The 17,586-nt window shown below is 47.5% G+C and carries 33 protein-coding genes and 1 rRNA gene; 7 read left to right on the top strand and 27 right to left on the bottom strand.

Annotated elements, in window-relative coordinates; genetic code table 11:
• Positions 1–15 precede the first annotated feature (15 nt).
• The 26 genes from rpsK to rplC all read right to left on the bottom strand — a co-directional run bounded on the left by rpsK (position 16) and on the right by rplC (position 12,449).
• Entirely contained in the window at positions 16–405 is a 390-nt protein-coding gene (gene rpsK / locus L6466_RS02350) for a 30S ribosomal protein S11 (RefSeq protein WP_091818947.1), read from the bottom strand.
• 37 nt (positions 406–442) lie between these two features.
• Positions 443–823 carry a 30S ribosomal protein S13 gene (rpsM, locus tag L6466_RS02345; protein ID WP_027448994.1) on the bottom strand — a complete coding sequence of 127 codons (381 nt, stop codon included), beginning with the start codon at positions 821–823 and terminating at the stop codon, positions 443–445.
• 116 nt (positions 824–939) lie between these two features.
• Entirely contained in the window at positions 940–1,056 is a 117-nt protein-coding gene (gene rpmJ, locus L6466_RS02340; RefSeq protein WP_009160995.1) for a 50S ribosomal protein L36, read from the bottom strand.
• Between the two features lie 14 nt (positions 1,057–1,070).
• A complete protein-coding gene (gene infA, locus L6466_RS02335; protein ID WP_091818946.1) occupies positions 1,071–1,289 on the bottom strand; it encodes a translation initiation factor IF-1 in 219 nt (72 codons plus the stop codon).
• 9 nt (positions 1,290–1,298) lie between these two features.
• A complete protein-coding gene (map, locus tag L6466_RS02330; protein WP_237802210.1) occupies positions 1,299–2,099 on the bottom strand; it encodes a type I methionyl aminopeptidase in 801 nt (266 codons plus the stop codon).
• A gap of 4 nt (positions 2,100–2,103) precedes the next feature.
• Positions 2,104–3,447, bottom strand: a complete 1,344-nt coding sequence (secY, locus tag L6466_RS02325; RefSeq protein WP_091818944.1) for a preprotein translocase subunit SecY — start codon at positions 3,445–3,447, stop codon at positions 2,104–2,106.
• 8 nt (positions 3,448–3,455) lie between these two features.
• Entirely contained in the window at positions 3,456–3,902 is a 447-nt protein-coding gene (gene rplO, locus L6466_RS02320; protein ID WP_091818943.1) for a 50S ribosomal protein L15, read from the bottom strand.
• A gap of 32 nt (positions 3,903–3,934) precedes the next feature.
• The gene (gene rpmD / locus L6466_RS02315; RefSeq protein ID WP_091818942.1) at positions 3,935–4,111 is read right to left on the bottom strand and encodes a 50S ribosomal protein L30; all 177 of its coding nucleotides are present in this window, start codon (positions 4,109–4,111) and stop codon (positions 3,935–3,937) included.
• 13 nt (positions 4,112–4,124) lie between these two features.
• The gene (rpsE, locus tag L6466_RS02310) at positions 4,125–4,637 is read right to left on the bottom strand and encodes a 30S ribosomal protein S5 (RefSeq protein WP_091818941.1); all 513 of its coding nucleotides are present in this window, start codon (positions 4,635–4,637) and stop codon (positions 4,125–4,127) included.
• Positions 4,638–4,643: 6 nt separating this feature from the next.
• On the bottom strand, positions 4,644–4,988 hold the full coding sequence (gene rplR, locus L6466_RS02305) for a 50S ribosomal protein L18 (RefSeq protein ID WP_091818940.1): 345 nt from the start codon (positions 4,986–4,988) through the stop codon (positions 4,644–4,646).
• Between the two features lie 36 nt (positions 4,989–5,024).
• Complete coding sequence (gene rplF / locus L6466_RS02300) at positions 5,025–5,594, bottom strand: 50S ribosomal protein L6 (RefSeq protein ID WP_091818939.1); 570 nt, start codon at positions 5,592–5,594, stop codon at positions 5,025–5,027.
• A 14-nt stretch (positions 5,595–5,608) separates the two neighbouring features.
• Positions 5,609–6,004 carry a 30S ribosomal protein S8 gene (rpsH, locus tag L6466_RS02295; RefSeq protein ID WP_091818938.1) on the bottom strand — a complete coding sequence of 132 codons (396 nt, stop codon included), beginning with the start codon at positions 6,002–6,004 and terminating at the stop codon, positions 5,609–5,611.
• A 70-nt stretch (positions 6,005–6,074) separates the two neighbouring features.
• Positions 6,075–6,392, bottom strand: coding sequence for a 30S ribosomal protein S14 (rpsN, locus tag L6466_RS02290; RefSeq protein ID WP_091818937.1), 318 nt, complete (start codon positions 6,390–6,392; stop codon positions 6,075–6,077).
• A 5-nt stretch (positions 6,393–6,397) separates the two neighbouring features.
• On the bottom strand, positions 6,398–6,952 hold the full coding sequence (gene rplE / locus L6466_RS02285) for a 50S ribosomal protein L5 (protein WP_091818936.1): 555 nt from the start codon (positions 6,950–6,952) through the stop codon (positions 6,398–6,400).
• Positions 6,952–7,269, bottom strand: coding sequence for a 50S ribosomal protein L24 (gene rplX, locus L6466_RS02280; RefSeq protein WP_091818935.1), 318 nt, complete (start codon positions 7,267–7,269; stop codon positions 6,952–6,954). The genes rplE and rplX overlap by 1 nt, the downstream gene beginning before the upstream one ends.
• A 21-nt stretch (positions 7,270–7,290) precedes the next feature.
• The gene (gene rplN / locus L6466_RS02275; RefSeq protein ID WP_091818934.1) at positions 7,291–7,656 is read right to left on the bottom strand and encodes a 50S ribosomal protein L14; all 366 of its coding nucleotides are present in this window, start codon (positions 7,654–7,656) and stop codon (positions 7,291–7,293) included.
• A gap of 2 nt (positions 7,657–7,658) precedes the next feature.
• Positions 7,659–7,925, bottom strand: a complete 267-nt coding sequence (rpsQ, locus tag L6466_RS02270; protein WP_091818933.1) for a 30S ribosomal protein S17 — start codon at positions 7,923–7,925, stop codon at positions 7,659–7,661.
• Between the two features lie 2 nt (positions 7,926–7,927).
• Complete coding sequence (gene rpmC, locus L6466_RS02265) at positions 7,928–8,122, bottom strand: 50S ribosomal protein L29 (protein ID WP_091818932.1); 195 nt, start codon at positions 8,120–8,122, stop codon at positions 7,928–7,930.
• A 5-nt stretch (positions 8,123–8,127) separates the two neighbouring features.
• Positions 8,128–8,556, bottom strand: a complete 429-nt coding sequence (rplP, locus tag L6466_RS02260) for a 50S ribosomal protein L16 (protein ID WP_091818931.1) — start codon at positions 8,554–8,556, stop codon at positions 8,128–8,130.
• 25 nt (positions 8,557–8,581) lie between these two features.
• On the bottom strand, positions 8,582–9,304 hold the full coding sequence (gene rpsC, locus L6466_RS02255; protein WP_091818930.1) for a 30S ribosomal protein S3: 723 nt from the start codon (positions 9,302–9,304) through the stop codon (positions 8,582–8,584).
• 4 nt (positions 9,305–9,308) lie between these two features.
• Positions 9,309–9,716, bottom strand: coding sequence for a 50S ribosomal protein L22 (gene rplV, locus L6466_RS02250; RefSeq protein WP_091818929.1), 408 nt, complete (start codon positions 9,714–9,716; stop codon positions 9,309–9,311).
• A gap of 48 nt (positions 9,717–9,764) precedes the next feature.
• Entirely contained in the window at positions 9,765–10,031 is a 267-nt protein-coding gene (gene rpsS / locus L6466_RS02245) for a 30S ribosomal protein S19 (protein WP_027448975.1), read from the bottom strand.
• Positions 10,032–10,053: 22 nt separating this feature from the next.
• A complete protein-coding gene (gene rplB / locus L6466_RS02240; protein ID WP_091818928.1) occupies positions 10,054–10,881 on the bottom strand; it encodes a 50S ribosomal protein L2 in 828 nt (275 codons plus the stop codon).
• A gap of 6 nt (positions 10,882–10,887) precedes the next feature.
• Positions 10,888–11,184 carry a 50S ribosomal protein L23 gene (gene rplW / locus L6466_RS02235; protein WP_091818927.1) on the bottom strand — a complete coding sequence of 99 codons (297 nt, stop codon included), beginning with the start codon at positions 11,182–11,184 and terminating at the stop codon, positions 10,888–10,890.
• 17 nt (positions 11,185–11,201) lie between these two features.
• Positions 11,202–11,831 carry a 50S ribosomal protein L4 gene (rplD, locus tag L6466_RS02230; protein ID WP_091818926.1) on the bottom strand — a complete coding sequence of 210 codons (630 nt, stop codon included), beginning with the start codon at positions 11,829–11,831 and terminating at the stop codon, positions 11,202–11,204.
• 3 nt (positions 11,832–11,834) lie between these two features.
• On the bottom strand, positions 11,835–12,449 hold the full coding sequence (gene rplC, locus L6466_RS02225) for a 50S ribosomal protein L3 (RefSeq protein WP_237802211.1): 615 nt from the start codon (positions 12,447–12,449) through the stop codon (positions 11,835–11,837).
• A gap of 651 nt (positions 12,450–13,100) precedes the next feature.
• On the opposite strand from rplC, the gene L6466_RS02220 reads away from it, so the two are divergent.
• The 7 genes from L6466_RS02220 (at position 13,101) to L6466_RS02190 (ending at position 17,419) form a co-directional block, all read left to right on the top strand.
• Positions 13,101–13,613 (top strand): hypothetical protein, encoded by a 513-nt coding sequence (locus L6466_RS02220; protein WP_237802212.1) that lies wholly within the window; start codon positions 13,101–13,103, stop codon positions 13,611–13,613.
• 155 nt (positions 13,614–13,768) lie between these two features.
• Positions 13,769–14,899 (top strand): AAA family ATPase, encoded by a 1,131-nt coding sequence (locus L6466_RS02215; RefSeq protein ID WP_237802213.1) that lies wholly within the window; start codon positions 13,769–13,771, stop codon positions 14,897–14,899.
• A 124-nt stretch (positions 14,900–15,023) separates the two neighbouring features.
• A complete protein-coding gene (locus tag L6466_RS02210) occupies positions 15,024–15,755 on the top strand; it encodes a DUF6371 domain-containing protein (RefSeq protein ID WP_237802214.1) in 732 nt (243 codons plus the stop codon).
• A 167-nt stretch (positions 15,756–15,922) separates the two neighbouring features.
• Positions 15,923–16,132, top strand: coding sequence for a DUF4248 domain-containing protein (locus L6466_RS02205; protein WP_176757010.1), 210 nt, complete (start codon positions 15,923–15,925; stop codon positions 16,130–16,132).
• A gap of 174 nt (positions 16,133–16,306) precedes the next feature.
• Entirely contained in the window at positions 16,307–16,798 is a 492-nt protein-coding gene (locus L6466_RS02200) for an HU family DNA-binding protein (RefSeq protein WP_091854168.1), read from the top strand.
• Between the two features lie 105 nt (positions 16,799–16,903).
• Entirely contained in the window at positions 16,904–17,005 is a 102-nt protein-coding gene (locus tag L6466_RS02195; protein ID WP_237802215.1) for a smalltalk protein, read from the top strand.
• Between the two features lie 3 nt (positions 17,006–17,008).
• Complete coding sequence (locus tag L6466_RS02190) at positions 17,009–17,419, top strand: N-acetylmuramoyl-L-alanine amidase (RefSeq protein WP_237802216.1); 411 nt, start codon at positions 17,009–17,011, stop codon at positions 17,417–17,419.
• A 50-nt stretch (positions 17,420–17,469) separates the two neighbouring features.
• Here the strand turns inward: L6466_RS02190 and rrf are convergent.
• A 5S ribosomal RNA gene (rrf, locus tag L6466_RS02185) occupies positions 17,470–17,582 on the bottom strand.
• Between the last annotated feature and the right edge of the window lie 4 nt (positions 17,583–17,586).

The raw sequence follows: 17,586 nt of genomic DNA, 5'->3' as shown, positions 1-17,586 counted from the left end.
TATATCGTCCTATTATTATACGCGACGACGCTTTGGAGGACGACAGCCGTTGTGTGGCAGTGGAGTTACGTCAACAATCTCGATAACCTCGATGCCAGCACCGTGTACGGCACGGATAGCTGACTCACGGCCATTACCGGGACCCTTAACATAAGCCTTTACCTTGCGCAGACCCAGGTCAAAAGCAACCTTAGCGCAATCCTCTGCAGCCATCTGAGCAGCATAAGGAGTGTTCTTCTTAGAACCACGGAAGCCCATCTTACCAGCTGATGACCAAGAGATGATCTGACCCTCGTCATTAGCCAACGAAACGATAATATTATTGAAAGAGCTGTGAACGTGCAACTGACCGATGGCCGTTACCTTCACGTTTCTTTTCTTTGAAGTGACTGTTTTCTTTGCCATAATTCTTTTAATCTCTAATTTTTAATGTTTAACAGAATTACTTCGTAGCCTTCTTCTTGTTAGCAACAGTCTTCTTCTTACCCTTACGAGTACGAGCATTGTTCTTGGTGCTCTGACCGCGAACAGGAAGACCATTACGATGACGGACTCCACGATAGCAACCAATATCCATCAGTCGCTTGATATTCAACTGGATCTCACTGCGGAGATCACCTTCTACTTTGAATTCAGCGCCGATAATTTCACGGATTTTAGCTGCCTGGTCGTCGTTCCACTCGCTAACCTTCAGGTCGCGGCTGACGCCTGCCTTATCCAATATCTTTGCTGAACTACTTCGACCGATACCATAGATATAGGTCAATGCGATTTCGCCACGCTTGTTCTGGGGCAAATCTACTCCAACAATTCTTATTGCCATTTGTTAATATAAAAGATAATTAATAATGTGTAAAATTCGAATTTCTACTAAAAAGCGCACAAAGGTACGAAGATTTTCGCAAACCTCCGCACTTTGCTATGCTATTTTAGTTTTTTTTAACCCTGACGCATCTTGTACTTAGGGTTCTTCTTGTTGATAACGAACAGGCGACCCTTACGACGTACGATTTTGCAATCGGGGGTGCGCTTCTTCAACGATGCTCTTGTTTTCATATCTCTTAATAAATTTATTTGTATCGAAAAACAATTCTTCCTTTTGTCAAATCGTAGGGACTCATCTCTACCTTGACCTTGTCGCCAGGGAGGATACGGATGTAGTGCATACGCATCTTACCTGAAATATGTGCAATGATCTGCACACCATTCTCTAGTTCTACGCGGAACATTGCATTCGAGAGCGACTCGATAATTGTTCCATCCTGCTCAATAGCGGATTGTTTTGCCATGCTTTGCTATTAGTAAATTATACCTTCTAATGATTCAACTTCTTCAAATGATGATAAAATCTCGGCCTTGCCTTTGCGGACGCAAATCGTATGTTCGAAATGAGCAGCCGGTTTGCCGTCACGTGTACAAATGCTCCAGCGATCTGGTTTCAGATAGATGTCGCGCTTGCCCATCGTAATCATCGGTTCGATAGCGATACACATGTTAGCCTTCAACATCACACCATTACCACGTCTTCCATAGTTAGGCACTTGCGGGTCTTCATGCATCTCCCTGCCGATACCGTGTCCTGTCAGTTCACGCACCACTCCGTAGCCTTCGGCCTCACAGTAGTCCTGAACGGCGCTGCCGATATCACCTATATGCTTTCCTGCCACTGCATTCTCAATGCCCTTGTAGAGCGACTCCTTAGTCACCCTGAGCAGTTTCTTGACCTCGTCTGACACCTCGCCCACGCAGAACGTATAGCAAGAGTCGCCATTGAAGCCATTCAGGAGTGTGCCACAGTCGATAGAGATAATATCTCCGTCCTTCAGCACTGTCTCCTCATCGGGGACGCCATGAACCACGACATCATTCACCGATGTGCAGATACTGGCAGGAAACGGCCCTCCATATGGATTGGGGAAACCCTTGAAAGTCGGGATAGCACCATGGTCGCGAATAAACTCATCGGCCACACAATCCAACTGGAGGGTCGTTACACCAGGTTTTATATGTTTTGCCAATTCGCCAAGGGTTTTTCCAACCAGCTGGTTGGCCTGGCGCATCAGCTCAATTTCATCTTCAGTCTTCAGAAATATCTTCATTCGCTTAGTAAGCTGCTACACCACCGCGGCCGTGGATACGACCAGAATTAAGCAGACCATCATAATGGCGCATCAGGAGGTGACTCTCAATCTGCTGGAGGGTATCGAGTACCACACCAACGAGAATCAACAAAGATGTACCACCGAAGAACTGAGCAAACTCCTGTTTAACATCCAACAGTCCGGCAAAAGCAGGCATGATAGCGATGAATGCGATGAACAGTGAGCCAGGCAGTGTAATGCGCGACATCACCGTGTCAATGTAGTCAGCGGTATCCTTACCGGGCTTCACGCCAGGAATGAAACCATTGTTACGCTTCATATCCTCTGCCATCTGAGTAGGATTCAGAGTGATGGCAGTATAGAAGTAAGTGAATGCGATGATCAGGACAGCGAAGATCACATTATAGAGCCAGCTCTGGTGATCCATGAGCGAGCGAGTGAACCAGCTTGCCTCCTGAGGATTAGCATACTGTACAATGGCTAAGGGGATGAACATGAGTGCCTGTGCGAAGATGATAGGCATCACGTTAGCAGCAAAGAGCTTGAGGGGGATGTACTGACGTGCACCACCGTACTGCTTATTGCCAACGACACGCTTTGCATACTGCACGGGGATCTTGCGAACACCCTGCACCAAAACAATAGCGGCGCAAACAACGGCGTAGAGGATGATAATCTCAATGAGGAACATCACCAGACCACCACCTGTAGCGGCAGCGAAACGTGAGCCAGCCTCCTGGAAGAAAGCGTTCGGCAGACGGGCGATGATACCGATCATAATGATCAGAGATACACCATTACCAATACCCTTATCTGTTATGCGCTCACCCAGCCACAGGATAAACATACTACCTGCAGCAAGGATGATGGTAGCGGGAACCATGAAAACAGGCCAGTCGATGCCCGAAGCAAGGGCAGGACCAACCTGGAACTTCAGGTTAAAGAGGTAGCTCGGTGCCTGGAACAGCAGGATTGCTACTGTCAGGTACCGAGTATAAGCTGAAATCTTTTTACGGCCGCTCTCACCCTCGCGCTGCATCTTCTGGAAATAAGGTACAGCGACAGCGAGAAGCTGCATAACGATAGAAGCCGAGATGTAAGGCATAATTCCCAGCGCGAAGATTGACGCGTGAGAAAATGCGCCACCCGAGAACATATCCAGCAGTGACATCAGACCTGTTGCAGTCTGGTTCTGTAATTCATCCAGTCCATTGTAATCAATACCTGGAAGCACAATCTTTGTACCGAAACGGTAGATTGCGACGAATAATACTGTGATAAGGATGCGCTGACGCAGATCCTCGATCTTCCAGATGTTCTTTAGGGTGTCTATTAACTTCTTCATTTTCGTTTTTAGATTATTGTTGCGTTTCCACCTACTGCTTTGATTGCTTCCTCAGCGGTCTTTGAGAAGGCATTAGCCTCCACGTCAACCTTAGCCTTGAGCTCGCCGTTACCGAGAACCTTAACCAGTTCCTTGCCGTTGGTCAGGCCAGCAGCCACCAACTCTGCAACACCGATCTTAGTGAGGTTCTTCTCCTCTGCCAGTTTCTGGAGAGTAGAGAGGTTAACAGCAAAGTACTCCTTGTGGTTGATGTTCTTGAAACCAGACTTCGGAACACGACGCTGCAAAGGCATCTGACCACCTTCAAAACCAATCTTTCTCTTATAACCAGAGCGAGCCTTGGCACCCTTGTGACCACGGGTAGAAGTACCGCCCAGACCTGAACCAGGTCCGCGACCGATTCTGCGACGTGCGTGGGTAGAGCCCTCTGCAGGTTTCAAATTATTCAGTTTCATAATCGAATTCTGTTTTAATGTGTTATTACTGTTTAGTCAATAACGGTCACCAGATGATGAACCTTGCGAATCATACCACGGAGAGCGGGAGAATCTTCCTTCTCAACGACCTGGCCGATCTTACGAAGGCCAAGTGCCTCGAGGGTACGCTTCTGGTCAACGGGATAACCGATCTTACTCTTAATCTGCTGAATCTTAATTGTTGCCATAGTCTATACCTCCTTATCCGTTGAATACTTTGTTCATGCTGATACCACGATTGCCTGCAACGGTGTAAGCGTCACGCATCTGGCTCAGGGCCTCGATGGTAGCCTTCACCAAGTTGTGGGGGTTAGAAGAACCCTTAGACTTAGCAAGCACATCCTTAATACCAACGCTCTCCAGAACGGCACGCATAGCACCACCGGCTACAAGACCGGTACCGGCAGCAGCGGGCTTCAGGAATACCTGAGCACCACCGAAGCGTGCTTCCATCTCGTGAGGGATAGTACCCTTGAGCACGGGAACCTTAACAAGATTCTTCTTGGCAGACTCTACACCCTTGGCGATAGCAGCTGTTACTTCACCAGCCTTACCCAGGCCCCAGCCGATTACGCCATTGCCGTCACCGACAACAACGATAGCTGCGAATGTGAAGGTGCGACCACCCTTGGTTACCTTAGTTACACGGTTGATGGCAACCAGTCTGTCTTTCAGTTCAACGTCACTATTTACTCTAACTTTGTTCATTGCCATAATCGTTTAAAAATTAAGTCCACCTTTACGAGCTGCATCAGCGAGAGACTTCACGCGGCCGTGATACAGATAACCGTTACGGTCGAAGACAACTGACTCTACGCCAGCCTCCTTAGCCTTAGCGGCGATCATCTCACCAACCTTGGCAGCCTGCTCAATCTTAGGCATAGCCTCGAGGCCAGCAGAAGATGCAGATGCAAGTGTTTTACCTTCCAAATCGTTAATCACCTGAACGTAGATCTGCTTGTTGCTGCGGAACACGCTCATACGAGGACGCTCGGCTGTACCGAACACGCTCTTACGAATTCTATATTTGATCTTAATTCGTCTTTCTACTTTCTTAGTCGTCATAATCTTGAATTCTTAATCTTAGTTCTTAATTCTTAATTACTTAGCTGATGCTGACTTACCCGACTTACGACGGATAACCTCACCCTGGAACAAGATACCCTTTCCTTTATAAGGCTCAGGCTTGCGGAAAGAACGAATTTTAGCACAAATAAGTCCGAGGAGCTGCTTGTCGCAAGACTCGAGGATAATCTGAGGATTCTGGTTACGCTCAGACTTTGTCTCAACCTTAACCTCCTTAGGAAGCTGGATGAAGATGGGGTGAGTATAACCCAGAGCGAACTCGATGATGTTACCCTGGTTAGAAACACGGTAACCTACACCTACGAGCTCCATCTCCTTCTTGTAACCCTCGCTTACGCCAACAACCATGTTGTTAACGAGTGCGCGGTAGAGGCCATGGAAAGCCTGCTTCTGCTTGTAGTTAACAGGGCTGTTCTCGTCAACTTCGAAAGTTACGTGACCGTCCTCAATCTTAACGATGATTGACTTGTCGACTTTCTGAGAGAGTTCACCCTTGGGACCCTTAACGGTAACGACTCCGTCCTTATCCTGAGCGACTGTTACGCCAGCAGGAATACTAATTGGCAATTTTCCTATTCTTGACATATTCTATCCTCCAATTAATAAACGTAGCAAAGTACCTCACCACCGATCTTCAGGGCTGCGGCCTCTTTGTCTGTCATTACACCTTTAGACGTGGATAAGATAGCGATACCCAGTCCGTTAATAACTCTCGGCATATCTTTGTAACCAGTGTACTTACGGAGACCTGGTGTAGATACGCGCTTCAAGAACTTGATGGCGTTCTCTTTTGTTACAGGATCATACTTCAAGGCAACCTTGATAGTACCCTGAGGGCCATCCTCAACGAACTTGTAGTTCAGAATGTAACCCTTCTCGAAGAGGATCTTAGTAATTTCCTTCTTCAAGTTTGAAGCTGGTACTTCCACAACACGGTGATTAGCCATGATTGCGTTTCTCAACCTCGTCAGAAAATCTGCTATTGGATCTGTCATAAAAATAATTGTTTAATTAATCGGGACTCCCCCGACAATATTAAATAAAAATGAAAATCTCTTTTTTTGATTACCAGCTAGCCTTCTTCACTCCGGGAATCAGACCGTTTGATGCCATCTCACGGAACTGAATACGAGAGAGACCGAACTGACGCATGTAACCCTTTGGACGACCTGTCACCTTGCAACGGTTGTGCAGACGGATGGGGTTAGCGTTGCGGGGAATCTCCTGCAGCTTGCGGGCAGCCTCGTAGGCAGCCATAGCACCTTCCTCGGTGTTAACGTCGGCAGTAGCGATTACCTTCTTCAGTGCAGCACGCTTCTCAGCATAGCGGGCAACGAGCTTGGCGCGCTTTACCTCGCGGGCCTTCATTGATTCTTTTGCCATATCTCTTAGTCGTTTTTAGCGTTCTTGAATGGGAGACCGAAAGCCTTCAGCAGAGCATAACCCTCCTCGTCGGTCTGAGCCGATGTAACGAAGGTGATGTTCATACCCTGGATGCGGTCTACTGAATCGATATTGATCTCGGGGAAGATAATCTGCTCCTGGATACCCAGTGTGTAGTTACCACGACCGTCGAACTTGCTCTCGATACCCTTGAAGTCACGGATACGGGGCAGAGCGATGCGAACGAGTCTCTCGAGGAACTCGTACATGCGCTCACGACGCAGTGTTACCATAACGCCGATAGGCATCTTCTTACGGAGTTTGAAGTTTGCGATATCCTTCTTAGAATATGTAGCAACGGCCTTCTGACCAGTGATGGCAGAAATCTCGTTGATAGCTACCTCGATAATCTTCTTATCCTGAGTAGCGTCGCCCAGACCCTGGTTTACGACAATCTTCTTCAGGGCAGGAATCTGCATAGCAGAACTATAGTTGAACTGCTTCATCAGAGCCGGAGCGATCTGCTCGGCATAAGTTTTCTTCAGTTGTGCTGTATTCATTACTTAATCTCCTCTCCTGATTTTTTTGCCACGCGAACGACGTTCTTACCCTCGTGCTTGATAGCAACACGGGTAGCCTTGCCACTCTTGGGGTCAATCAAACTTAAGTTAGAAATATGAATAGGAGCCTCGACTTTCTCGAAACCTCCCTGAGGATTCTTGGCGCTGGGCTTTGTGCTCTTGTTGACGATATTGATACCCTCAACAATAGCACGCTGCTTCTCTACCAAGACCTTCAGCACCTTACCAGTCTTGCCCTTGTCCTCACCGGCCAGGACCATGACTGTATCGTTTTTCTTGATATGTAACTTGCTCATTACTTTTTAATCTTTTTAATGTTAAAGAACCTCAGGTGCCAAAGAAACGACCTTCATGTTAACTGCGCGCAGCTCACGAGCCACGGGACCGAAGATACGGCTACCACGGAGCTCACCAGCATTGTTCAGCAGTACGCATGCATTGTCATCAAAACGGATGTAAGAACCGTCAGCACGACGGATTTCCTTCTTAGTGCGAACAATCAGAGCCTTCGACACTGCACCCTTTTTCACATCACTAGTAGGGATTGCGTTCTTGATAGCAACGACAATCACGTCGCCTACACTGGCATAACGGCGGCGGGTACCACCCAGCACACGGATGCAGAGAGCCTCGCGTGCACCGCTGTTATCACATACTGTAAGTCTTGATTCTGTCTGTATCATAATTACTTAGCCTTTTCAACGATTTGAACTAATCTCCAGCGCTTTGTCTTAGACAGAGGGCGGGTTTCCATAATGAGCACTGTATCACCTACATTGCACTCATTCTTCTCATCATGTACATGGTATTTCTTCGTTTTCTGGACGAACTTACCATAAATAGGGTGCTTCTCCTTGAACTTAGCGGCAATAACAATGGTTTTATCCATTTTGTTGCTGATAACGACACCCTGTCTTGTCTTTCTTAAATTTCTTGTTTCCATCTGGACCATTGTTATTTGTTAAGTTCTCTCTGACGGAGTTCCGTCTTCATGCGTGCGATATCACGACGTGCAGCCTTAATCAGTGATGGGTTCTCCAGCGGAGTTACGTTGTGATTGAACTTCATCTGGTTGTACTTAGCAACCTCAGTTTCCAAACGCTCGGCCAATTCTTTGGTCTCAAGCTCCTTAATTTCCTTCGTCTTCATACTAATTAAGCGTTTTTATCGTAGTCACGTCTTACAACAAACTTGGTCTTAACTGGCAGCTTCTGAGCACCGAGGCGAAGAGCCTCCTTGGCGATCTCAAAAGGTACGCCTTCCACTTCGAAGAGGATACGACCAGGAGTTACAGGTGCAACCCATCCTGCGGGATCACCCTTACCCTTACCCATACGTACGTCAGCAGGCTTACGAGTGATGGGTTTGTCGGGGAAGATGCGGATCCAAACCTGACCTTCACGGTTCATATAACGATTGATAGCAACACGGGCTGCCTCAATCTGGCGGCTGTCGATCCATTTAGCGTCAAGTGTCTTGATACCGAAAGATCCGAAAGCCAGTGTTGTACCTCTGTGGGCGTTGCCTTTGTTGCCACGTCCATCCTGAGGCCTTCTATATCTTACTCTTTTTGGTTGTAACATGATAGCTTCTTTCTTTAATAATTAATTACTTCTTCTTATTGCGGAACTTACGGCCACCATTGTTACCTCCGTTGCCACGGCCACTCTGCTTCTCCTGAGAGAAGTTAGGAGCGAGGTCAACCTTGCCGTAAACTTCACCACGGCAAATCCAGACCTTGATGCCCAGCAGACCAACCTTAGTCAGAGCCTCTGCCTGGCAGAAGTCGATGTCAGCACGGAATGTGTGCAGGGGAGTACGGCCCTCCTTGATCATCTCGCTACGTGCGATTTCAGCACCGTTAAGACGACCTGAGATCTGAACCTTGATACCCTCGGCACCAGCGCGCATGGTGTTGGCCACAGCCTGCTTGATAGCACGACGATAAGCAATCTTGCCCTCGATCTGGCGAGCGATGTTCGTGGCAACGATTGTTGCGTCAAGTTCTGGACGCTTTACTTCAAAGATATTAATCTGTACTTCCTTGTCGAAGAGCTTCTTCAGCTCATCCTTCAAGTTGTCTACATCCTGTCCACCCTTACCAATGACGATACCCGGACGAGCCGTGCAAATAGTAATGGTAATCAGTTTCAAAGTGCGCTCGATGACAATCTTAGAAACGCTAGCCTTAGCCAGACGCTCGTTGAGGTACTTACGGATTTTCTGATCCTCTACCAGGTTATCTCCGAAGTCCTTGCCTCCGAACCAATTTGAATCCCAACCTCTAACGATACCCAGACGGTTGCTAATTGGATTTACTTTCTGTCCCATTCTATTATTCTTTTACGTCGTTAGTTTTAGCGTCAACAAACAGAGTGACGTGGTTACTGCGCTTGCGGATACGATAGCCACGGCCCTGTGGGGCGGGACGCATGCGCTTCAGGGTTACGCCCTCGTCAACGAATACGCGGGTGATGAACAACTCGCCGGCCTCGGCCTTGCGATCATTCTTCTGCTCCCAGTTATTGATGGCTGAGCGGAGAAGCTTCTCCACATCAGCGGCAGCAGCCTTCTTTGAGAAGCGAAGCACGCCCAGAGCGCGGTTCACCTCCATGCCACGGATCATATCCACGACATAGCGCATCTTGCGCGGAGAAGAAGGACAGCCTTTCAACTTTGCAAAATACTGTGTCTTAAGAGCTGCTTTTCTCTCTTCAGCCTTAATATGTTTTCTTGCTCCCATTGTAATTTCTTAATTCTTAATTCTTAATTCTTAATTCACCCTGGAGCATTACTTCTTGTTACCGGCGTGACCACCGAAGCGACGTGTGGGTGCGAACTCACCGAGCTTGTGACCAACCATGTTCTCAGTAATGTAAACAGGGATAAATTTGTTACCGTTATGAACTGCAACAGTGTGTCCCACGAAATCGGGTGAGATCATTGATGCTCTGGCCCATGTCTTTACGACGTTCTTCTTGCCGCTCTCATTCATAGCGAGAACTTTCTTCTCGAGAGCAACGTTGATATAAGGACCTTTCTTTAATGAACGACTCATAATTTAACTCTTGTTACTTTGATTACTTCTTGTTAGCTCTTTCAATAATGTACTTGTTTGAAAGCTTCTTAGGTGCACGTGTCTTCAGACCCTTAGCGTACAGACCCTTACGTGAACGTGGGTGTCCACCAGACTGACGGCCTTCACCACCACCCATTGGGTGATCGTGGGGGTTCATAACAACACCACGGTTGTGAGGACGACGTCCCAACCAGCGAGAGCGACCAGCCTTACCTGATGCCTCCAGTGCGTGGTCAGAGTTGCCTACAGCACCTACAGTAGCCTTACAAGCAGAGAGGACCTTACGTGTCTCACCTGAAGGGAGCTTAATCACGCAATAGTCTCCTTCACGAGAAGTCAACTGAGCAAAATTACCAGCCGAACGAACGAGCAGTGCACCCTGACCAGGACGGAGCTCAATGTTGTGAATCACCGTACCTACGGGAATGTTGGCAAGGGGAAGAGCATTACCCACCTCGGGCGCTGCCTCCGCACCAGACATCAGTGTTGCGCCAACCTGCAGTCCATTAGGAGCAATTATGTAACGTTTTTCACCATCTGCGTAGAAAAGAAGTGCAATGCGAGCTGAACGGTTAGGATCGTACTCGATTGTCTTTACTACAGCAGGTACACCATCTTTCTCTCGCTTGAAGTCGATCAGACGATACTTCTTCTTGTGACCGCCACCCATGTAGCGAACAGTCATCTTACCGGTGTTGTTTCGACCGCCGGTAGAACGCTTACCGTAAACGAGAGACTTCTCTGGCACGGATGCAGTAATATCCTCGAACGTGCCAATAATTTTGTGTCTTTGACCCGGAGTTACGGGCTTTAATTTACGTACTGCCATTTTTTATTAATCAATATTGCTGTAAAAATCAATTTCCTCACCCTCTTTCAGAGTGACAATAGCCTTCTTGAAGGCGTTCTTCTGTCCCTTCACGAGACCGGCCTTTGTATAACGCTGACTGCGCTTACCAGCGTAGCGAACCGTGTTGACATCCTCAACGGTTACGTTATAAAGAGCCTCGACTTCCTTCTTAATCTCAATCTTATTAGCCTCAGGACGTACGATGAAGCCATAGCGGTTAGGCTGCTTCTCCGTAATCTTGGTCATCTTCTCAGTGACCAGGGGTTTTATAATAAATGCCATAGTCTAATGTCTCCTTTTTACTTGTTTAAGATTCCGTCGATTGTCTCCAGTGACTTCTCGGTGATAACCAGAACGTCAGCGTCGAGTACCTTGTAGGTATTCACGTTGGCAGCCTCGATCACCTCAGCCTTCTGCAGGTTGCGAGCCGACAAATATACGTTTTTATTTGCTTCTGGCAAAACGAAGAGCAACTTCTTACCATCGACTTTCAGATTTTTAGCAATATTTACAAAATCTTTAGTCTTTGGAGCCTCAAAGTTGAAGTCCTCGAGTACGAGAACAGCATTCTCCTGAGCCTTATAAGTCAGAGCTGACTTACGAGCGAGCTGCTTAACCTTCTTGTTCAGCTTGAAGCCATAGTCACGAGGTGTAGGACCGAACACGCGACCACCACCACGCAGCAGAGGAGAGTTGATATCACCATGACGAGCACCGCCGCCGCCCTTCTGACGACCCAGTTTGCGTGTAGATCCAGAGATCTCGCTACGCTCCTTTGACTTAGCGTTGCCCTGACGCTGGTTGGCCATATACTGCTTAACGTCCAGATAAATGACGTGGTCATTAGGCTCAACACCAAAGATAGCCTCATTCAGAGTTACCTTTCTACCGGTCTCCTGACCGTTGATATTCAATACACTAACTTCCATCTCTTACTTCTCGATTAAAACAGTTGAACCATTGCATCCAGCGCAGCTACCCTTCACAAGCAGAAGGTTGTGCTCAGGAATCACCTTTAATACTTTCAGGTTCTGTGTGGTTACGCGGTCACCACCCATGTGGCCACCCATGCGCATACCCTTGAACACCTTAGCGGGGTAAGAACAAGCACCGATAGAACCGGGCTTACGCAGACGGTCGTCCTGACCGTGAGTGCTCTGACCTACACCACCGAAACCGTGGCGCTTAACTACACCCTGAAAACCTTTACCTTTTGAAGTACCTACAACGTCTACGAACTCTGTATCAGCGAAAAGCTCTACGGTGATGGTATCACCCAGGTTGTAGTCCTCTTCAAACTTGAACTCGGCCAAGTGGGCCTTAGGTGTTGTGCCGGCCTTCTTGAACACACCCATCATGGGCTTTGTTGTGTTCTTCTCCTTTGCCTCGCCAAAACCGAGCTGAACAGCCTTGTAGCCATCCTTCTCAACTGTCTTGACCTGGGTCACAACGCAAGGACCAACTTCGATAACAGTGCACGGTACATTCTTACCGTCGGCACTGAAAACGGATGTCATTCCGATTTTTCTTCCTAATAATCCTGGCATTTCAGTTTAAAATTTTAATAATAAAAATGTTATAAATAAATATTGTATTCTCTTTTGCTTTTAGTGTCATTTTGCCTTTTATCCACCTATACGCACACAAAAATGAGAAACAGCCGATCCCTTTTCTTTCGGAACATAAACTGCTCTTTTTCAGTGTGTTGTTAGCGAATTGCCAGCGCAACGGCCACTTTTGCGGGTGCAAAGGTACAACTTTTATATGGAATACGCAATACTACCCACCTCCAAATTAGCATTATTTAGGATTTTTTATTATTTGAGAGAAAGTACGGCTTTGCCGCACAACACCTCCTAACTATTAACTCTTAACTATTAACTCTTAACTCTCACCTTTTTTTTTAATATTGTACCCGCGCCCGCGAGGCCCTTTTCCATTCTTACGTAAAATTCTCCTATTTGCGAAGAATGCAAAAAATAGTTGTATATTTTACGTTCGTTTTTGGAAAATATTACGTAATTTTGCATTCATGAACAACACGAAAATAACATCCTATACGCCCAAGGCGGGTAATGGCAGGACGACGAAACGCCGATCTGCCATACGAGTTGTTATTGCTATTCCACATAGACTCATTTTCTTAACCATCCCCTCAACTTTCATTTCAGGAAACGATCTACAAACCATCAATCATCATGATACAGCAGCAAGACATACATACTCCCCAAGAGGGATTACTTGTCACCGAAGAGATGCTCATCCATCGCTTCGCTCGAGTGCTGCGTATTTTCGATTACGACAAAGCCATTGAGAAATACGAAAAATGGGACAAGTACTTTTCTGAATTTCCCGGTTGGGACCATACAAGAAGCAAACTGGAGGACATGATCTATGAGCACAAGAACCCAAAGAGGAATTGCGAACTGCCACCTGAGCTCAGTACACCGAAAGCCATGAAATACTGGGAAAGACTAGAAGAAGAGGGATTCGTAGACAGCAACCACCAGTTATGTCCCAGCACCTCCAGACAACAGGCATGGTATATTGCCGAACTGTTTGCTGAGAAATTAGAGCTTAAGAATACTAAATGGAAACCTTTCCAAATGCTATGGGGCATTAATAACCTGGCCCAAGAGAAACAGCATTCACAGGACACGGGTCAGTTGCCCAACCGCGCCAAGGACATAGACAAGATCTTCGAGGATTGATAAATAGCTGACATTCAGCGTCATTTCCCCCTATATAGGATTATCATACCCCCTATATAGGGGGATAAATTTCTGTTTATTTCATAATTTTGCATCCAGTTAGAAGAACGTTTTTCTAGAAGGAAAGTACAACGTAAACAAAAGAAAATGAAGTTATGGATAATCAAGCATTAACCCAACTGGATACAGAGTTGAAACATGCAGGCGAAGATACCACACTCAGTACCTTGATGCTACAACTGGAGCAGCTGCGCATCACGCCCGATAAGCAACTGCCCAAGATGGAGTTTCTCTTCCGGGTAAACGGCAAGCCATGCTTTCCGCGTAAGGAACTGGTAGCCATTACAGGTAAGGCCAAGAGCGGCAAGACATTCGTATCGTCTATGCTGATAGCGTGCTGTCAGATGCGCGACGTATTGTTCTTCCACCGTGAACAGGAACAGCCTTTGCGCGTGTTATGGTACGACACCGAGCAAAGCGACGAGTCCACACAAGACATTTTGAAAAACCGTATCCTGAAGATGGTCGTTCCCTCGCAATCACCATCCCTCTTTGACAAGCCATCGCCACCATGTCTTCTTGACATCTTCAACGTACGCATAACGGAATGGAAGGAACGGCGCTCACTGCTGCTTGAGGCCGTACGTATGTGCAGCCCAGATTTGGTGATCATCGACGGCATACGTGACCTGGTGAACGATATCAACGACGGCGTGCTGGCACAGGAGGTAATGGAGGAACTCATGAAACTGGCCTCAGACAACCAGTGCTGCATCGCCTGCGTGCTCCACCAGAACAAAAGTGGCGAAGATCACAACCTGCGTGGATGGATTGGTACCGAACTGACCAATAAGGCTTTCGAGATTTATACCTGCGAGAAGTTGCCACACCGCATCTTCAAGTTCGAACAGGACAACTCGCGCAAATACGACTGGGACCAGAAGTTCTACTTCACCGTAAACGAAAACGGTTTGCCCATCATGAGCGATGCACCTGAAGAGAAGAGCAATAACACCAGACAAGACAAGCTGCCACAACTGAAAAAGGAGTATATCGTACAGAATGAGGACGGCGGCTGGCAGTTTGACGTACAGAAACTATTCCTCGACGCAATGCACGGCAAAGAAGAAATTGGAGGTGGAGAGTTAAAGAGTGAAGTATGCGATTTGGCCAATATCTGCTCATACAAGTTCTATAACAAACTGCTCGCAGAAGCATTGGAGCATAAAGTCATAACGAAGTATACTCGCGACAGGCTGACATTCTATGCTCCAGCCCCCTTCTGAGGTCTCGCCCCCTCCATATTTCCGTCCCCCTATAAGGGGGACTCCAATATGAGGGGGAGGCCTCAATTCCCCCAGGAATATCACAAAGATACATGATTGTTCAAAAACAGCAACTATGACAAAAATGTGCGAAATTCTGCAGCATACCTTCAAAGCCTTGCACCAACAGTTGGGACACAACACCCTCTGCGACACACGTCCCTTCTGGCAGCGTCGTATCTCTACGGCGTCTGCGTTCTGTAGGGCACTCGTGGCCAACGGATATATGACTACGGAACAGATGGAGCAGGCTACCCTACTCTACCGACTGGGCCTGAGTCGTAAGGGTGGCGTTATCTTCTGGCAGTATGACGAGAACGACATCATGCACGACGGAAAGATTATGTACTACCGTCCCGACTGTCATCGTGACCACAACCGTAATCCCACCTGGGTGTCCCACCTGCTTCGAAAGGGCGGATACCTGCCCGAGGACTGGAAGACAGAACACTGTCTGTTCGGACTTCACCTCCTGCAAGACAGCAAGAAAAACGTAGCAGTAGTAGAGAGCGAGAAGACAGCCGTCATCATGTCAGCCGTCAAACCCGACTACACCTGGCTTGCCACAGGCGGCAAAACAGAACTGAATGTGGCGAAGTTAAAGCCCTTACAGGGACGGCGAGTGATCCTTTTCCCTGATACCGACGAGACAGGAAAGACTTATCAGGACTGGTATGAGATAGCTCAGGCTGCCAGCGACGTGTTTGGCCATCCTGTCACCGTCAGTAGTATACTTGAGCAGCAAGCCTCGCCTTCTCAGAAGGCTGAAAAGATAGACATTGCCGACCTTATTTTCCCTTTTTCTGAAAACTACTGATTAAAGACTTGGAAAGTAGGGGAATAGAACTCATAAACCATAGGGTTAGTAAGTCTAAGTCCCTGATTTGCGACCTCAAAGTCGCTATTATACGATGTCTAAACCACTGATTTCAGCAGCAATAGTCAAAAACGCCTACAAAACCATCAAAACAAACGATGAAAGAAATGATTATCAAAAGTTACCCCAAGAGTGAACTAGCCAAAATGTATTTCCCCGACAGCGACCCGCACGTGGCCACCAACCACCTCACACAGTGGATCAAAGGCAATCCCACACTCATGGAAGCGCTCAGCCGTTGCAACCAAAGCAGGCACGCCAAGTTCTACTCGGCTCAAGCCGTAAGAATAATCATAGAGCACCTGGGTGAACCATAAAAAAAAGCGCACTTTATCGCATCAGTAAGCATCGATGCGCACGTTGTGCACGAATGGTGGCATCCAGATGTAGTACCTTTGCATTATCAGAGAAACGCTCTGACGAGTGTATGAATCTGGCTTTGCGCGCAGCCGGCATCCTTCCTCATTCATCTTACTTCAAACATCAACATTATGATTTCTTACGTATTAAAACAAAACAAGAACCCACAGTCTGTATCTAAGGGCAACTGGTTTGCCTATCCTGAAATCAAAGAGACCGTCACCCTCTCCAAACTAGCCGAACTGATGTGTCTTCACAACACCGGTTTCTCGAAGGGTTCGGTAAATGGTTTGCTCACCGACATGGTAAGTATCATCAAGGAACAGCTCTTGGAGGGCAAGAACGTGAAGATTGCCGACCTCGCCATCTTCTCACTGGGCATCAAGAACACCAAGGGCGGTGCCAAGAGCAAAGAGGATTTCTCTGTAGCCAAAAACATCCAAGGTGTAAAACTTCGTGCACGTGCCACTGGTGATTTGATCACCAAGAGCCTGAACCTAGAGGCATCGCTGATGAAGGCTTCGGCCAATACCAATAGCCACAGCGAGACTACTGGTGGCGGCGGTAACAGCGGAGGAGGCAATAGCGGCGGGAGCTCAGAGGGCGGCCCTGTGAACCCTTGATTCCGGGGCACTGCCCCTGAGGGATAATGAAACCACGAATAATTCGTGGTTAAAATAGAAAATCCGTTAAATCCGTTGTTTTTTTAAAAAAAAATCGTAGTAAATATGAAAGAGAATAATAAAGTGTTTTTGAAGTTCATCATTCAGACCACCATCAGCATGCTGTCGGCCATCGCCACAGCACTCGGTGTAGCTAGTTGTATGTAGCCCATGCGTAGTATAGACATGATTGTAGTGCACTGCTCCGCCACCCGTTGCAACCGGCGCTATAGCGTGATGCAACTGATCCGCGACCACGACGACAGCTTCGGGTTCACAGGCTACCACTACTACATCACACGCGACGGCAACGTCACCCAGACACGCCATGAGCAGCTCATAGGTGCTCATGCCAAGGGCTATAACAGTCGTTCCCTGGGTGTATGCTATGAAGGAGGCCTTGACAAGGAAGGCACAGCAGCCGATACCAGGACCATCAAACAGAAGCGAGCGCTCCTTGCACTGCTCAAGAGGCTCAAACGGGAACATCCCCAAGCGCAGATCCTGGGTCATCGCGACCTTCCCAATGTCCACAAAGCCTGTCCTTGCTTTGATGCCAAGACAGAATATCAAGACTTGTAAACACGAAAAAGACCCTGACTCATTGCTGAATCAGGGTCTTTACTTGTAAAAAATGGCAGCCTCCTACTCTCCCGCATTGCATTGCAGTACCATCGGCGCAAGCGGGCTTAACTTCTCTGTTCGGAATGGGAAGAGGTGGGACCCCGCCGCAATAGCCACCTGAATAT

It is taken from the genome of Prevotella communis (assembly GCF_022024175.1).
GTDB classification, from domain to species: domain Bacteria; phylum Bacteroidota; class Bacteroidia; order Bacteroidales; family Bacteroidaceae; genus Prevotella; species Prevotella communis.
Note: the sequence above shows the minus strand (reverse complement) of the source record. Positions and strands in the feature narration are given on the sequence as shown.

Excerpts from the sequence above, each read along its gene's own strand:
- rpsC (WP_091818930.1), bottom strand. The coding sequence starts at position 9,304 with ATGGGACAGAAAGTAAATCCAATTAGCAACCGTCTGGGTATCGTTAGA.
- rplR (WP_091818940.1), bottom strand. The coding sequence starts at position 4,988 with ATGACGACTAAGAAAGTAGAAAGACGAATTAAGATCAAATATAGAATT.
- rplW (WP_091818927.1), bottom strand. The coding sequence starts at position 11,184 with ATGGCATTTATTATAAAACCCCTGGTCACTGAGAAGATGACCAAGATT.
- infA (WP_091818946.1), bottom strand. The coding sequence starts at position 1,289 with ATGGCAAAACAATCCGCTATTGAGCAGGATGGAACAATTATCGAGTCG.
- rpsK (WP_091818947.1), bottom strand. The coding sequence starts at position 405 with ATGGCAAAGAAAACAGTCACTTCAAAGAAAAGAAACGTGAAGGTAACG.
- map (WP_237802210.1), bottom strand. The coding sequence starts at position 2,099 with ATGAAGATATTTCTGAAGACTGAAGATGAAATTGAGCTGATGCGCCAG.
- L6466_RS02215 (WP_237802213.1), top strand. The coding sequence starts at position 13,769 with ATGGATAATCAAGCATTAACCCAACTGGATACAGAGTTGAAACATGCA.
- L6466_RS02210 (WP_237802214.1), top strand. The coding sequence starts at position 15,024 with ATGTGCGAAATTCTGCAGCATACCTTCAAAGCCTTGCACCAACAGTTG.
- rplC (WP_237802211.1), bottom strand. The coding sequence starts at position 12,449 with ATGCCAGGATTATTAGGAAGAAAAATCGGAATGACATCCGTTTTCAGT.
- L6466_RS02220 (WP_237802212.1), top strand. The coding sequence starts at position 13,101 with ATGATACAGCAGCAAGACATACATACTCCCCAAGAGGGATTACTTGTC.
- rplF (WP_091818939.1), bottom strand. The coding sequence starts at position 5,594 with ATGTCAAGAATAGGAAAATTGCCAATTAGTATTCCTGCTGGCGTAACA.
- rplB (WP_091818928.1), bottom strand. The coding sequence starts at position 10,881 with ATGGCAGTACGTAAATTAAAGCCCGTAACTCCGGGTCAAAGACACAAA.
- rpsN (WP_091818937.1), bottom strand. The coding sequence starts at position 6,392 with ATGGCAAAAGAATCAATGAAGGCCCGCGAGGTAAAGCGCGCCAAGCTC.
- L6466_RS02190 (WP_237802216.1), top strand. The coding sequence starts at position 17,009 with ATGCGTAGTATAGACATGATTGTAGTGCACTGCTCCGCCACCCGTTGC.
- rplO (WP_091818943.1), bottom strand. The coding sequence starts at position 3,902 with ATGAAACTGAATAATTTGAAACCTGCAGAGGGCTCTACCCACGCACGT.
- rpsQ (WP_091818933.1), bottom strand. The coding sequence starts at position 7,925 with ATGGTCCAGATGGAAACAAGAAATTTAAGAAAGACAAGACAGGGTGTC.
- rplN (WP_091818934.1), bottom strand. The coding sequence starts at position 7,656 with ATGATACAGACAGAATCAAGACTTACAGTATGTGATAACAGCGGTGCA.
- rplV (WP_091818929.1), bottom strand. The coding sequence starts at position 9,716 with ATGGGAGCAAGAAAACATATTAAGGCTGAAGAGAGAAAAGCAGCTCTT.
- rpsM (WP_027448994.1), bottom strand. The coding sequence starts at position 823 with ATGGCAATAAGAATTGTTGGAGTAGATTTGCCCCAGAACAAGCGTGGC.
- rplX (WP_091818935.1), bottom strand. The coding sequence starts at position 7,269 with ATGAGCAAGTTACATATCAAGAAAAACGATACAGTCATGGTCCTGGCC.
- rpsH (WP_091818938.1), bottom strand. The coding sequence starts at position 6,004 with ATGACAGATCCAATAGCAGATTTTCTGACGAGGTTGAGAAACGCAATC.
- rplD (WP_091818926.1), bottom strand. The coding sequence starts at position 11,831 with ATGGAAGTTAGTGTATTGAATATCAACGGTCAGGAGACCGGTAGAAAG.
- L6466_RS02200 (WP_091854168.1), top strand. The coding sequence starts at position 16,307 with ATGATTTCTTACGTATTAAAACAAAACAAGAACCCACAGTCTGTATCT.
- rpmJ (WP_009160995.1), bottom strand. The coding sequence starts at position 1,056 with ATGAAAACAAGAGCATCGTTGAAGAAGCGCACCCCCGATTGCAAAATC.
- L6466_RS02205 (WP_176757010.1), top strand. The coding sequence starts at position 15,923 with ATGATTATCAAAAGTTACCCCAAGAGTGAACTAGCCAAAATGTATTTC.
- rpsS (WP_027448975.1), bottom strand. The coding sequence starts at position 10,031 with ATGAGTCGTTCATTAAAGAAAGGTCCTTATATCAACGTTGCTCTCGAG.
- L6466_RS02195 (WP_237802215.1), top strand. The coding sequence starts at position 16,904 with ATGAAAGAGAATAATAAAGTGTTTTTGAAGTTCATCATTCAGACCACC.
- rplE (WP_091818936.1), bottom strand. The coding sequence starts at position 6,952 with ATGAATACAGCACAACTGAAGAAAACTTATGCCGAGCAGATCGCTCCG.
- rpsE (WP_091818941.1), bottom strand. The coding sequence starts at position 4,637 with ATGGCAATGAACAAAGTTAGAGTAAATAGTGACGTTGAACTGAAAGAC.
- rpmC (WP_091818932.1), bottom strand. The coding sequence starts at position 8,122 with ATGAAGACGAAGGAAATTAAGGAGCTTGAGACCAAAGAATTGGCCGAG.
- rplP (WP_091818931.1), bottom strand. The coding sequence starts at position 8,556 with ATGTTACAACCAAAAAGAGTAAGATATAGAAGGCCTCAGGATGGACGT.
- rpmD (WP_091818942.1), bottom strand. The coding sequence starts at position 4,111 with ATGGCAACAATTAAGATTCAGCAGATTAAGAGTAAGATCGGTTATCCC.
- secY (WP_091818944.1), bottom strand. The coding sequence starts at position 3,447 with ATGAAGAAGTTAATAGACACCCTAAAGAACATCTGGAAGATCGAGGAT.